Here is a 13,035-nt window from a genome sequence, read left to right on the forward strand (position 1 = left end):
CTCCGGCACAAGGTGGTGGCGACATGGGCGCGGACATCCGTCTGGGACGGATCGCGGGGATCGAGATCAGACTCCAGTGGAGCGTGGTGATCATCTTCCTGCTGATCACCTGGAGCCTGGCGACCCTGCAGTTCACCCAGGTCGCCGGGGCGGGCCCGACGGCCCGGTGGGTGGCGGCCGTCATCGCCTCACTGCTGTACTTCGGTGGCCTGCTGGCCCACGAGTTGGGCCACGCCCTGCTGGCCACCCACAAGGGGCTCGAGGTCGAGGGCATCACTCTGTGGGTGTTCGGTGGGGTGTCGAAGCTCAAGCAGGAGGCCGAGGGGCCGAGCGATGAGTTCCGCATCGGCGTGATCGGTCCGCTGGTCAGCCTCGGGCTCGGCGCCGTGTTCGCCGGCGTGGCGGTCGCCCTCGGCGCGCTGGGGGCCCCGGCCCTGGCGATCGCGGTGGCGCAGTGGCTGGCGCTGATCAACGCTCTGCTCGGCGCGTTCAACCTGCTGCCCGCCTTCCCGCTCGACGGCGGGCGGGTGCTGCGGGCCTGGCTGTGGCGGCGCAGCGGTGACCGGGCCCTGGCGACCCGGCGGGCGGCCGCCGTGGGGCGCGCCTTCGGTGTCGCCCTGATCGCGGTGGGTGTCTTCCTGTTCTTCGCCGGCGCCCCGATCAACGGGCTGTGGTTCGCGCTGATCGGCTGGTTCCTGTTCGGGGCGGCCCGGGCCGAGGAGTCCCACGTCCTGCTGTCCGCGGCCCTGCGGGACGTACGCGTGGGCCAGGTGATGACGGCGCACCCGGTGGTGCTGCCGGCCGACATGACCCTGGAGGACTACGTCAACCACGCGATGACCTCACGGTTCACGTCCTTCCCGGTCGTCGACCCGCAGGGCCGGGTGGTCGGCCTGCTGACGATGCGCCGGGTCCGGGCGGCGATGGCCCACGGCGAGCAGCGCGCCACGGTGGGCCAGGTGGCCGTGCCGCTGGCCCAGGTGCCGGTGGTGTCCCCGTACGACACCGCCACCCAGCTGCTCGAGAAGCTGCAGGGTTCCCCGGATGGACGAGCGTTCGTCTTCGACGACGGGCGGCTGGTCGGCATCATCTCCCCCACCGACCTGCAGCGCATGCTGGATCTGGCGCAGTTGCGACCGCGACAGGCCGACCGCTGACGTGCGCGGCCCCCGCCCCGGGGCTCAGCAGCCACCCGGGAGAGCAACAGCCCCCGGGGCAGCGCCGGAGGGCCGCAGGCCCGGGTCGGCACGGCGGGGGTCAGCAGATGGTGCCGCCCGGGCCGAGTTCGAGCTTCGCGACGTACGACGACATGCCGGCCGGGCGACCGGTAGGGCACCCGCCGGCGTACTCGACGTTGTAGACCGGCTTGCCGGAGGCGAGGAAGCTCGAGTACGCGCCGCATTCCCCGTACTCGTGGCACTGCTCGTTGACGGCGAAATCGACGATGTCGGCCATCTGGGAGACCTGCTCCACATCGTTCTTCAGCCCGATCGCCAGACCGCGCTGGTGTGCGGCGTCGGCCAGCGCGCGTTGGTAGGTGACCTGGTCGGCCTTGGTGATCGCGAAGCCGGTCTGCTGTGACCAGCCGTCGGTGTTGTCCGGGTCGATCGCGTCGAAGCCCTTCTGCTTGCACACGTCCATCCGCGCCGCCATGATCGGCATCAGTGTGGCGGTCCGGCGTACGTCGAGCCAGTTCTCGCCGGGCCAGCCGTCGAGGGCCTCGCCCTTGACCGACGCCGGGAACTTGGCGTCGTCGCGACGCCAGTTCTCGGAGGACCCGGCGCTCAGGTAGCAGATGACGTGGACGCCCCGGGAATGGAGCTGCTGCACCTGCGCGGCGGTGGTGTTCTCCCAGTCGAGGTTGTAGACCTTCGCCGGCCGGTTCAGGTCGACCGTCCCGGTGTACTGGATGACGAACGACTCGCCGGCCTTCGGCTGCCAGCGCCCCGACGTGGACACCGGGACAGCCCCTTGGGTGGACGCCGTGGCGGAGGCCTTCGGCGTCGCGCTGGGGGCGGCGCTCGGCGTGAGGCTCGGTGCCGCCGAGGAGACCGCGGTTGGGGTGCGCTCCTCGGACCTGGTGGCCCGGTCGGCCGTACGATCCGCGGCGGTGGTGACCGCCGGGGCGGCGTGCTGCTTCCGGATGTTGCCGACGTGGGTCATCGCGACCGCGGTGCCGGACGCCAGTGCGGCGACCGCGACGCCTGACATCACCAGGCGGGCGCCACGCCTGACATCGCGCCGGCGGTGTGGGGCGGCCGGTTCCGCCAGTGCCCGGGTGGCGTGGGGGGTGGTCCTGCCGGGGCGCGCAGCATCCCGCAGGGTGGTCCAGGGGGTGCGGGACGCCGCTCGACGTGCATGGCTCACGATCATTTGCCTTCCGGTCGGGGCCGGAGTCAGCCTAGACAACAACAGAAAAGATCACAAATTGATCACAATGTCGTGTGTGGGGCGAGTCGTGTCCGGAGTGAGCCATGCGCGCAAGTGGTCCATGGGGGCGAGCCGCGCACCGGGCGAGCCGTACATCGGCAGACCCGTGACCGCTCAGTCGATCGTGGCTTCGGGAACGCCGGTCTCGGGAACACCGATGTCCGGAACCCCGGTCTCCGGAACCCCGGACACCCCCGGCAGTGCCGCAACCGGGTCGACCCGGACGAACGGCCAGAAGGCGAAGCAGTCGCTCATCACCGCCAGCAGCGGGAAGGTGACCGCGAGCAGCGCGGACGCCAGCCACACCTCGCCCTGGAAGCCGGGTGCCCCGAACGCGACGTCGTCTGCGACCGCCGGCAGGACGAGCACGTACAGCTGCCCGAGCGCCACGCCCACCACGGCCGCGATCAGCGCCGAGACGAGGCCGCGCGCCGGCTGGGCCCGCGGGGCCGGGACGGTGCCCTGCAGGATGTTCTGCACGACGATGGAGCCGAACAGGAACGCCACGGTCACGCCGGTGAGCATGGTGGGCCAGGGCAGCCCGAACAGCCCCACACCGATCGCCTCGACCACGGCGGTGACGACTGCGATCAGGCCGGTCGAGGCGAGGGCCGCCGTCGTCGGGTTCGTCCGGATCCGCTCGGTCAGCGGCCAGTGGCCGAGGTGCAGGAGCAGCAGCCCGGCGGCCATCGAGGTGACGACGGTGGTCATCACCGGCCAGATGTCGAACGGCCCGTGCGGGTCGAGAGTGGCGACGTACGCCGGGCCGCCCTCGAAGGAGCTGTAGTTGGCGAACACCAGATAGGTGACGATCGACAGCCCGTACGCGACGAGCATCAGCAGGTAGCCGCCGAGCACCGGCGAGGAGATCGCCCGGAACGGCTGGCCGCCCCAGATCACCGCCAGTAGGAAGGTGTACGGCACGGCCATGATGGCGATGTGGGCCACGTTCGGCGTCGGCGGGGTCAGCCCGCCGCCGAACAGCGCGATGAGCAGGGTGGCGATGACGGCCGCGTTGACCAGGGCCAGCCCGAGGAAGGCCAGGCCCCGCCGGGGCTGGCCGAGGCGACCGATCCGGCCGGGGCACTCGGCGTGCCAGAACGCGCCGATCACGAACAGGCTCGGCACCGCACAGACCAGGCCGTACGACACCCAGTCGCGGAAAGTGGGCCAGGAGAACAGGGAGATGAAGCCCAGCGAGAGGGCGACGGCCACGACGAGGACGACGATGCCGAGCAGCGGCTGGTCGAGGCGGCGGGCGGGCAGCGCGGATTCGTTCATCAGGGTCCGTTCTGGGGGCACACCCGTGCCGGCGGATCCCGCAGGAACGTCACCGGTCCGGTTGAATATTGAATGAGATTTTCGACGAGGGTACCCCCGGTCCCCGTCACCGTGACGTGTCGTTCGTGACACCGGGACGCGGTCCGGCCCGGTCGGTCCTCCCGTCCGCCCCTCCCGGCTGCCCCGCCCCAGCGGATCGGCACACGGGGCGCTGACCTAAGCTGGACCACCTCACCCCGACGAAGGATGATGCGGTGGATCCCCAACTGAGCAGCGCCGAGCACGCCGGACCCGCTGTCCTGGTCTGCGACCTCGACGGCACGATCGTCTTCGACGGGCAGGTGCCCGCGGTCGAGGCGGCGGCGCTGCGGGCCTGGACCGAGGCCGGCAACCTCCTGGTCCTCAACACCGGCAAGTCGGTCGACGCCACCCGCCGGGTGTGGCACGCCGGTCTGCCCCGGCCCGACTACGTGATCGCCTTCACCGGGGCGGTGATCACCGACGGGGACCTGGTGCCCCTGTCGGTGACGGCCCACGACCCGGCATTGTTCCCCGAGGTGTTCCGTACGGTCCGCGAGGAGCGGCTGGCACTCTACGCCTCGACGATGGAGCGGGACTACGAGGTGTTCAACCGGGCCGGGACCCACTCGATGATCCTGCCGGCGTTCGAACCGGCCGATGCCGCGTGGGTCGCGACCCAGCAGCTGTTCGGCATCCCGCTGCTGGTCCCCGGCGACGACGACCGCAGCCGGCTGGCGGACTCACTGGCCGAGCTGACCGGTGACCGGGCGGTCGTGCACCGCAACCAGATCTTCCTCGACATCGTCCCGGCCGGCGCCACCAAGGGCCTCGGTCTGCGCCACCTGCTGACCGAGCTGCTCCCGGCCCACGGGCCGGTCTGGACGATCGGTGACTCCTGGAACGACCTGAGCATGCACGCCGAGGCCGACCATCCGATCGCCCTCACCCACTCCCCCGCCGAGGTGCGCGACGCCTGCGAGATCGCGGTGCCCAGCACCCACGCGCTGATCGAGCAGATCCTCGCCGGCCGGTTGTCCTGAGGGCCGGATCCGCCGTCGCGTCCGCAGCGAGGGCCCCGGACGCACGGGCCCGAAGGGTCGCCGGGGCGTACGACGTAGAATCGGCGCGTGCGGACCGCCCGGGGCCCGCCGGCACCGCAGCCTGCCCGGCGGACGTACGTCCCAGCACCGGCGGTACCGTGACCGGTGCGGCAGCGCCAGGAGAGATCGCGTGACCGACCGCCTCGCCCCCACCCCTGTTTCCGCGCAGGGTCCCACGCCCACCCCACGTACCCCCGGGGTCATTGCTGCGTCCTACGCTCTCGGGGCTGTCCCCACCGCTTGCAACCCCGGGGCTGTCCCCAGCTCCGGGGTGGAGCTGCCGCCGGTCCCCGCCGGGATCCGGCTCGTCGTCGCCGACATGGACGGCACCCTGCTCGATGAGGCCGGCGATGTCCCCGACGCGCTGTGGCCGCTGCTGACCCGGATGCGGGAGCGTGGCATCGCCTTCGCCCCGGCCAGTGGTCGTCAGTACGCGACCCTGCGCCGGCAGTTCGACCGGGCCGGCGACGGGATGGTCTTCATCGCCGAGAACGGCTCCATCGTCGTCCGCGACGAGGTCGAACTGAGCTCGAGGCCGCTCGACCGGCCGTTCGTCGAGGACGCGATCGGGCGGGTCCGGGCACTCGCCCGATCCGGCCGCGACGTCGGCGTCGTCCTGTGCGGCAAGTCGTCGGCCTACATCGAACGCCGCGATGCAGCCTTCGTGTCGCAGGCCGAGCCCTACTACGCGGCCCTGGCGACGGTCGACGACGTGCTGGCCCCGCAGGACGAGGTGCTGAAGATCGCCGTCTTCGACTTCGAGAGCTCCGCGCTGACCGCGCAGGCCCTGGCCCCGCTGGGCGCCGACCACCGGGTCGTCATCTCCGGCCACCACTGGGTCGACCTGATGGCCGACCGGGCCAACAAGGGCAACGCGGTCCGCAGCCTGCAGGCGGCGATGGGCATCGGCCCCGCCGAGACGATCGCCTTCGGCGACTACCTCAACGACGTCGAGATGCTCGCCGCGGCCGAGCACTCGTACGCCATGGCGAACGCCCACCCCGACGTCCTCGCCGCCGCCCGCCACGTCGCCCCGTCCAACGCCGACCAGGGCGTGATCACAGTGCTGTCGGCGCTGTTGGACTCGCCTCTGCCGGACTCGACCGGCCCGGACTCGACCGTGCCGGGCCGCGCCCCGGGGCGGGACCGGTGACCGACCGCCTCAGTGACCGAAGGTCGGGGTGAGCCAGGCGCGCCCGATCGAGTGGAAGAACAGGTTGAAGCCGAGCGCCGCCGGCGTCGTGTCCGGGCCGAGGCCGAGGCTCTCCACGTCGACCGCGTGCACCATGTAGAAGTAGCGATGGTCGCCGTGACCCTTCGGCGGCGCGGCACCGAGGTAGCCCGGCAGACCGGCGTCGTTGCGCAGGGAGATCGCCCCGGCGGGCATGCCCACCCCGTCCGGCCCACCCGCCCCGGTGGGGAGTGCGGTGCAGTCCGGCGGGATGTCGAGGACGGCCCAATGCCACCAGCCCGACTGGGTCGGGGCGTCCGGGTCGTAGCAGGTCAGCGCGAAGGATCGGGTGGCCGGCGGGAAGTCGGACCAGCTGAGCTGCGGCGACACGTCCTCGCCACCGGGGATCTGCATGATGCCCGAGCGGTGCCGCGGCGCCAACTCGACGCCCTCGGCGATGTCGGTGCTGGTGAGCCGGAAGCGCGGGACCTCCTGCAGCTTCGCGAACGGGGAATTCTCCATGGGTCCTCCTCGAGTGGGTGTTCCGGGTGGGCGTCAGGGGAGCTCCGAGTGACTGTCACCGGGAGCTCTCGGGTGATGTCAGCGAGTCTGGCAGCTGGCGGCCGGGTCGGTGGGCTCTTCTGCCGGTCAGCGGGCCAGCCGCACCGGGATCCGTCGTGACCCGAAGTGCCCCGGCGCGGCGGCGAACCGGCCCGGGATGGCGGTCCCGCAGTCCGGACACCGTCCCTCGGGGGTGAGCCGGTAGCTGTGCAGGTCGTACCAGTCGCGCACGATCAGCGCGGATCGGCAGGTCGGGCAGAAGGTGGTGTCCCCGTCGCGGTGGTGGACGTTGCCGGTGTAGACGAAGTGCAGGCCGGCCTCCATCGCGATCTCACGGGCGCGGACCAGCGTCTCCCGGGGCGTGGCCGGGGTGTCCTGCATCCGCCAGTCGGGGTGGAAGGCGGAGAAGTGCAGCGGCACGTCGGGGCCGAGCTCGGTCATGATCCACCGCGTCATCGCCCGCAGTTCCTCGTCACTGTCGTTCTGGCCGGGGATCAGCAACGTGGTGATCTCGAACCATACCGATGTCTCGCGTTTGAGATAGACAAGCGTATCGAGCACTGTCTGCAGGTGGGCGCCGGTGAGCCGCTGGTAGAAGTCCTCGGTGAACCCCTTGAGGTCGACGTTCGCCGCGTCCATCACGGCGAAGAAGTCCCGGCGGGCCTGCCCCTGCACGTAGCCGGCCGTCACCGCGACGGTGTGCACGCCGCGTTCCCGGCAGGCCAGTGCGGTGTCGATCGCGTACTCGGTGAAGATCACCGGATCGTTGTAGGTGAAGGCGACGGAGTCGCAGCCGTACGTCCGGGCGGCGACGGCGAGTTGCTCGGGTGAGGCCTGGTCCATCAACCGGTCCATCTCGCGCGACTTGCTGATGTCCCAGTTCTGGCAGAACTTGCAGCCGAGGTTGCAGCCGGCGGTGCCGAACGACAGCACCGACGTGCCGGGGTGGAAATGGTTGAGCGGCTTCTTCTCGATCGGGTCGATGCAGAATCCCGACGACCGGCCGTACGTGGTGAGGACGATCTGGTCGCCCTCCCGCATCCGGACGAAACAGAAGCCCCGCTGGCCGTCCCGCAGGTGGCACTCACGAGGGCAGACGTCGCACTGAAGACGTCCGTCGTCCAGGGCGTGCCAGTAGCGGGCGGGGTGGGACGGAGTGGTCACGGAGTCCTCCTGCCGAGCACTCCCCGGACGGGTCCGGCCGGCCCCGGAGGGGCCTGGTCCTGCTGCCGGGAATCCACCCCGTACGGACGGGATGGACAGAGATGTCAGGGAAACGCCCGGATGAATCTGAGCGAATTCTACCCCTGAGGTTCCTGCGCACCAGGCTGCAGCGCCACCGCCCCGACGCCGCCCTGGGGCCGACGGCCGCGGCCCTCGGCGTCACTACCCCGGCCCACCAACTGCCTCCCCGGCCCACCGGCCCACCGGCCGGGCGGCCCACCAGCCGGGCGGCCCACCGGGCACGGCGCAGCCCCGCCACCCCTTCGGGATGGCGGGGCTGTCAGCGGCGAGCGGGGAGCGGGCCTACTTCGCGCCCTCGCGCACCGGGATCGTCCGGGCGATCGGCTTGCTCACCTGGGAGAAGAAGTCGTTGCCCTTGTCATCGACGATGATGAAGGCCGGGAAGTCCTCCACCTCGATCCGCCAGACGGCTTCCATGCCGAGCTCGGGGTACTCCAGCACCTCGACCTTCTTGATGCAGTCCTGGGCCAGCCGGGCGGCCGGGCCACCGATCGAGCCGAGGTAGAAGCCGCCGTGCTCGGCGCAGGCGTCGGTGACGGCCTTCGACCGGTTGCCCTTGGCCAGCATGATCATCGACCCGCCCGCGGCCTGGAACTGGTCGACGTAGGAGTCCATCCGGCCCGCGGTGGTCGGGCCGAAGGAGCCGGACGCCATCCCCTGCGGGGTCTTGGCCGGGCCGGCGTAGTACACCGGATGGTCCTTGAGGTACTGCGGCATCGGCTCCCCGGCGTCCAGCCGCTCGCGGATCTTGGCGTGCGCGATGTCGCGGGCGACGACCAGGGTGCCGGTCAGCGACAGGCGGGTCTTCACCGGGTAGTGGCTCAGCTCGGCGAGCACCTCGGCCATCGGCCGGTTGAGGTCGATCCGGACCGCCTCGTCCTCGGTGCCGACGTGCTCGTGGGTGACGTCGGGCAGGTAGTGGCCGGGCTCGAACTCCAGCTGCTCGAGGAACACCCCCTCCGGGGTGATCCTGCCCTTGCACTGCCGATCGGCGGAGCAGGAGACCGCGATCGCCACCGGCAGCGAGGCGCCGTGCCGGGGCAGCCGGACGACCCGTACGTCGTGGCAGAAGTACTTGCCGCCGAACTGTGCGCCGATGCCGAAGTCCTGGGTGAGCTTCAGGACCTTCTGCTCCATCTCCGGGTCACGGAAGCCGTGGCCGGTCGCGGACCCCTCGGTCGGCAGCGTGTCGAGGTACTTCGCGGACGCGTACTTCGCCGCCTTCAGCGCGGCTTCCGCGGAGGTACCGCCGATCACCACGGCCAGGTGGTAGGGCGGGCAGGCGGCGGTGCCGAGAGTCCGCAGCTTCTCGTCGAGGAAGGTCATCATGGCGTCCTCGTTGAGGATCGCCTTGGTCTCCTGGTAGAGGTACGACTTGTTGGCCGAGCCGCCGCCCTTGGCCATGAAGAGGAACTCGTACTCGGTCTCGTGACCGGGATGGGTGTCGGCGGCGATGTCGATCTGGGCGGGCAGGTTGCAGCCGGTGTTCTTCTCGTCCCACATCGTCAGCGGGGCGTTCTGCGAGTAGCGCAGGTTGAGCTTGGTGTACGCGTTGAAGACACCGCGGGAGATCGGCTCCTCGTCCTGCACCGAGGTCAGCACGTGCTGGCCGCGGTGGGCCGACACGATCGCGGTGCCGGTGTCCTGGCACATCGGCAGCACGCCGCCGGAGGCGATGTTGGCGTTCTTCAGCAGGTCGAGTGCGACGAACCGGTCGTTGTTCGACGCCTCGGGGTCGTGCAGGATCTTCTGCAGCTGCGCAAGGTGGGCCGGGCGCAGGAAGTGGGCGATGTCGTGCATCGCCGTCTCCGTGAGGAGGGTGATCGCCTCCGGGTCGACCTCGAGGAACGTACGCCCACCGGGTCCCTCCACGGTCCGGACGCCCTCAGTGGTGAGCAGGCGGTACGGCGTCTCGTCCGGCTTGACGGCCGGCAGCATGTCCTCATAGAAGAACTCGGTCACGGATCACTCCTTCGTGCGGATCACAGTGTGCTGTCATTTTTCCACGCCCCCCTGACCTCGCTCGCGCGGGTCGGCGTCCTCCGGGCCGAGGCGGCCGCGCTCGGGTCGGCGCGGGCCGGTCTGGGCCGACCACGGCAGCCAGCGCGGCAGTGAGGGGACGTGCACGGGTGGCCAGTGCGGGCGGATCGGCGGTTCCTCGGCGTCCTTCGAGCGCAGGAAGACGTTCACCCAGGTCAGCCGGGGGCTGGAGTCGATCAGCAGGGACTTGGCGAACAGGGTCAGCGGCACGGCGAGGATCGAGCCGAGCGCGCCGATCACGACGGTCCAGAAGACCAGCGAGACGAACGTCACGGTGGTGTTCAGCCCGACGGCGTCGCCGGTGAACTTCGGCTGGATGACCGCCTGGATGACGAAGTTGAGCACCGAATAGGCGATCACCACGATCAGTGCCTCGACCGGCCCGCCGTCCAACAGGGCGAGCAGGGCCGGCGGGACCAGGCCGATGACGAAGCCGATGTTGGGGATGTAGTTCGTCACCCAGGCGAACAGCCCCCAGACCAGCGGCAACGGCACCCCGAGCGCGAACAGCACGACGGTGTCCAGCGCCGCGACGATCAGGCCGAACAGGGTGTTGACCACCCAGTAGCGGCGGACCCGGTAGCCGAAGTCGCCGAGCGCGGCCGCCAGGTACGGCTGGTACTGCCGCAACGAGGCGAGCCGGCCCTCCATCTCGGTCGAGTCCACCAGCAGAAAGGCCACCGCCATCGCCAGCACGAAGATGATCGTGCCGGCCGAGGACACCCCGGCGAGCAGGCCCTGCAGCACGGTGATGATGCGGCCCAGATCGATCTGGCCCAGCAGCAGCGTCGCGTTGGAGGTGTCGAGCCCGCGCTCGGCCAGCCAGGCCAGCACCTGGGTCGACATCTCGTTGACCGTCCCCGCGTACCGCGGCAGCACCGCCACCAGCTGGACGATCGACACGGCGAAGCCGGCCAGGATGCCGAAGATGATCGCGTACAGCAGCAGGAGCATCAGCAGGCTGGCCAGCCAGCCCGGCAGGTGCCGGCGCACCAGGCGCTGCCGCATCGGGCCGACGGTGAGCACCAGGGTGAGGGCGAAGAACGTCGGGGCGATGATCCCCGCGGTGTAGCGCAGCCCGACCGCCACGACGACCAGCGCCGCCGCGATGATGATCAGGCTGACCCCCATCGGCAGCGGGGTGTCGTCGCGGACCAGGCCGGTCCCGCGGGCCCGCCGCGGCCCGGCGGGCCGACCCGGGTCGTACGGGGCGTGATCGTACGGACCCGGGTCGTACGGGGTGGGCTCGGTCATGGTGGCTCCTCGGTCCCGCAGGCTCCGGACTAGGCGAGCTCCGCGACCGGCTCCCCGACCTCCGCGACCGACTCCTCGACCGCCTCCGGCAGGGGCAGGCCCTGGCCCACCTCGACGATGGCCTGCATCGTCTGCAGCACCCCCGGCACCGAGGCCAGCGCCTTCGTCGTCACCACCGAGACCCGGCGGAACCGCTTCTGCAGCAGCGGCTTCAGCACCAGGCCGGCGTCGTGCCTGGTCGCCATCAGCATCAGGTCGGGCAGCAGCGCGACGCCGAGCCCCGCTGCGGCGAGGCCCTGCAGGGCGATGTAGTCGTCCGTCTCGTACGTGATGTCGGGCTGGAACCCGGCCACCGAGCAGACGTCGACCAGGTTGCCCTGACAGGACGGACAGCCGGAGATCCACCGCGCCCCGCGCAGCTCGCTGACGTCGACCTCGGCCTCGACCGCCAGCGGATGCGAGCGGGGCATCGCCAGCCAGATGTGCTCCTCGAGCGCGGTCTGCCAGATCTCGTCGGGGTCGTGGCGCAGCTCCGGGCGGCGCAGGGTCATGTTCTCGGAGTGGTACTCGTACACCAGCGCGATCTCGCAGTCGCCCTTACGCAGCAGATCGAGGGACTCCTCGGTCTCCGCCTCGCCCAGCCGGAAGCTGATGCCGGGGTGCTCGTCGGCCATCCGGGCCAGCGCCCGCGGCAGCAGCGCTGCGGCGCCGGAGGCGAACGCACTGATCCGGATCTCACCACCACGCAGACCGGCGATGGCGGCGATCTCCGACTCCGCCCGGGACAGCGACGGGAGAACCTGACCGGCGTGGCGCAGCAGCACCCGACCCGCCGAGGTGAGGCTGACCCCGCGGGACTGCTTGGTCACCAGGGGGGTGCCCAGCTCCTTCTCGAGGCGCTGCATCTGCTGGGTGATCGCCGGCTGGGACAGGCCCAGCTCGCGGGCGGCCCCCGACAGGGTGCCGTACTTGTCGATGGCAGCGATGAGCCGCAGGTGCTTGACCTCGATCATGGGACGATTCTACGTGATACTTCTTCTGACATCCATAAGTTGATGTGATTCACTCCGCGGACCTCCGGGCCCCGGCCGTCGCCGTACCCCGATTTCGCCGCCGGTCGCGGCCGGTCGCAGTATCGGGATCCCCGTCGCCGTACCGGGAGCCGCCGCTGGTCGTGGCCGGTCACCGTGGGCCCGCGCGCCGCCCCGCGGGGCACCCGGACGGATCGGCTACCGTCGGGGCATGCGAAACGGCGTGGCCGCCCTCCTGCTCCTGCTGCCCCTGCTCGGTGCCTGCTCCGCACCCGGCACCACGGACGCCACCTCGACCACGCCCACGGCCGGCTCGACGGCCGTCCTGCCCGGCTCCGGGGCGACCGCGGCCGTCTCGGCACCCGCCGACCCGACCGATGCACCGACCACCCCGCCGATCGGGGAGAAGCTGACCGTCGACCAGGCGGCGGACTTCCCCGACGGCCTGTCGGTCCAGATCGACGGGCTCACCGCGGCCACCGCCCCGGCGGGCGTCACCGGCGCGGAGGGCACCGGCGGCGAGGTCGTCGCGGCCGACGTCGTGATCACCAACCGGACCGCGGCCCCGTACGACGCCGGCGGGCTGGTCATCCACGGGTACTACCGCGACGCCGTCGGTGCGGTGATGCTGAGCGACGCCGGGGGCACCTTCGGCGTGGGGTTCGCCGGCCCGGTGCCCGCCGGGGCGCAGCGCAAGGTGCACGTCGGCTTCGCCGTTCCCCGCGCTGACGCCGGGAACGTGACGATCAACGTCGATCCACGTGACGGGACGCACAATGCGGTCCAATTCCAGGGCTCCGCGGTTGGGAACTGAGCCTCGGATCGCCAGACTGGGGGGCAGTGTCCGGCCGACGGACCCGTGGGGGGTCCGCCTGCCACCGGACACGGTCCGCGCCGACGG

Annotated in this window: 11 protein-coding genes; 4 read left to right on the forward strand and 7 right to left on the reverse strand. The window is 71.1% G+C overall.

From position 1 onward, the window contains the following. The first annotated feature begins 23 nt into the window (after nt 1–23). Nucleotides 24–1,157: a site-2 protease family protein gene (locus tag VB059_RS00390; RefSeq protein ID WP_323420035.1), complete on the forward strand. Its 1,134-nt coding sequence runs from the start codon at nt 24–26 to the stop codon at nt 1,155–1,157. Between the two features lie 100 nt (nt 1,158–1,257). On the opposite strand, the gene VB059_RS00395 is transcribed toward VB059_RS00390, so the two are convergent. Continuing rightward, nucleotides 1,258–2,367 (reverse strand): endo alpha-1,4 polygalactosaminidase, encoded by a 1,110-nt coding sequence (locus VB059_RS00395; RefSeq protein WP_323420036.1) that lies wholly within the window; start codon nt 2,365–2,367, stop codon nt 1,258–1,260. Between the two features lie 177 nt (nt 2,368–2,544). Next, nucleotides 2,545–3,711, reverse strand: a complete 1,167-nt coding sequence (locus VB059_RS00400; protein WP_323420037.1) for a hypothetical protein — start codon at nt 3,709–3,711, stop codon at nt 2,545–2,547. Nucleotides 3,712–3,965: 254 nt separating this feature from the next. Here VB059_RS00400 and VB059_RS00405 point away from each other — a divergent pair, with 254 nt between their 5' ends. Continuing rightward, entirely contained in the window at nt 3,966–4,772 is an 807-nt protein-coding gene (locus VB059_RS00405; protein WP_323420038.1) for an HAD family hydrolase, read from the forward strand. 331 nt (nt 4,773–5,103) lie between these two features. Continuing rightward, nucleotides 5,104–5,985 carry a Cof-type HAD-IIB family hydrolase gene (locus VB059_RS00410; RefSeq protein WP_323420039.1) on the forward strand — a complete coding sequence of 294 codons (882 nt, stop codon included), beginning with the start codon at nt 5,104–5,106 and terminating at the stop codon, nt 5,983–5,985. A 9-nt stretch (nt 5,986–5,994) separates the two neighbouring features. Here VB059_RS00410 and VB059_RS00415 read toward each other — a convergent pair whose 3' ends face one another. The 5 genes from VB059_RS00415 to VB059_RS00435 form a co-directional block, all read right to left on the reverse strand. Further along, a complete protein-coding gene (locus VB059_RS00415) occupies nt 5,995–6,525 on the reverse strand; it encodes a YbhB/YbcL family Raf kinase inhibitor-like protein (protein ID WP_323420040.1) in 531 nt (176 codons plus the stop codon). 126 nt (nt 6,526–6,651) lie between these two features. Further along, nucleotides 6,652–7,728: an AmmeMemoRadiSam system radical SAM enzyme gene (amrS, locus tag VB059_RS00420; RefSeq protein ID WP_323420041.1), complete on the reverse strand. Its 1,077-nt coding sequence runs from the start codon at nt 7,726–7,728 to the stop codon at nt 6,652–6,654. Nucleotides 7,729–8,091: 363 nt separating this feature from the next. After that, nucleotides 8,092–9,747, reverse strand: a complete 1,656-nt coding sequence (locus VB059_RS00425) for a fumarate hydratase (protein WP_323420171.1) — start codon at nt 9,745–9,747, stop codon at nt 8,092–8,094. A gap of 57 nt (nt 9,748–9,804) precedes the next feature. Continuing rightward, nucleotides 9,805–11,103, reverse strand: a complete 1,299-nt coding sequence (locus VB059_RS00430) for an AI-2E family transporter (RefSeq protein ID WP_323420042.1) — start codon at nt 11,101–11,103, stop codon at nt 9,805–9,807. A gap of 29 nt (nt 11,104–11,132) precedes the next feature. Beyond that, nucleotides 11,133–12,116 (reverse strand): LysR family transcriptional regulator, encoded by a 984-nt coding sequence (locus tag VB059_RS00435; protein WP_323420043.1) that lies wholly within the window; start codon nt 12,114–12,116, stop codon nt 11,133–11,135. 229 nt (nt 12,117–12,345) lie between these two features. On the opposite strand from VB059_RS00435, the gene VB059_RS00440 reads away from it, so the two are divergent. Continuing rightward, complete coding sequence (locus VB059_RS00440) at nt 12,346–12,948, forward strand: hypothetical protein (RefSeq protein ID WP_323420044.1); 603 nt, start codon at nt 12,346–12,348, stop codon at nt 12,946–12,948. The last annotated feature ends 87 nt before the right edge of the window (nt 12,949–13,035 follow it).

The sequence above is a fragment of the Raineyella sp. genome (assembly GCF_034933565.1).
Lineage (GTDB): Bacteria > Actinomycetota > Actinomycetes > Propionibacteriales > Propionibacteriaceae > Raineyella.

Bases quoted from the DNA above. Each gene is read 5' to 3' on its own strand.
- VB059_RS00390 (WP_323420035.1), top strand. From the start codon at position 24: ATGGGCGCGGACATCCGTCTGGGACGGATCGCGGGGATCGAGATCAGA.
- VB059_RS00400 (WP_323420037.1), bottom strand. From the start codon at position 3,711: ATGAACGAATCCGCGCTGCCCGCCCGCCGCCTCGACCAGCCGCTGCTC.
- VB059_RS00415 (WP_323420040.1), bottom strand. From the start codon at position 6,525: ATGGAGAATTCCCCGTTCGCGAAGCTGCAGGAGGTCCCGCGCTTCCGG.
- VB059_RS00425 (WP_323420171.1), bottom strand. From the start codon at position 9,747: ATGCTGCCGGCCGTCAAGCCGGACGAGACGCCGTACCGCCTGCTCACC.
- VB059_RS00430 (WP_323420042.1), bottom strand. From the start codon at position 11,103: ATGACCGAGCCCACCCCGTACGACCCGGGTCCGTACGATCACGCCCCG.
- VB059_RS00435 (WP_323420043.1), bottom strand. From the start codon at position 12,116: ATGATCGAGGTCAAGCACCTGCGGCTCATCGCTGCCATCGACAAGTAC.
- VB059_RS00440 (WP_323420044.1), top strand. From the start codon at position 12,346: ATGCGAAACGGCGTGGCCGCCCTCCTGCTCCTGCTGCCCCTGCTCGGT.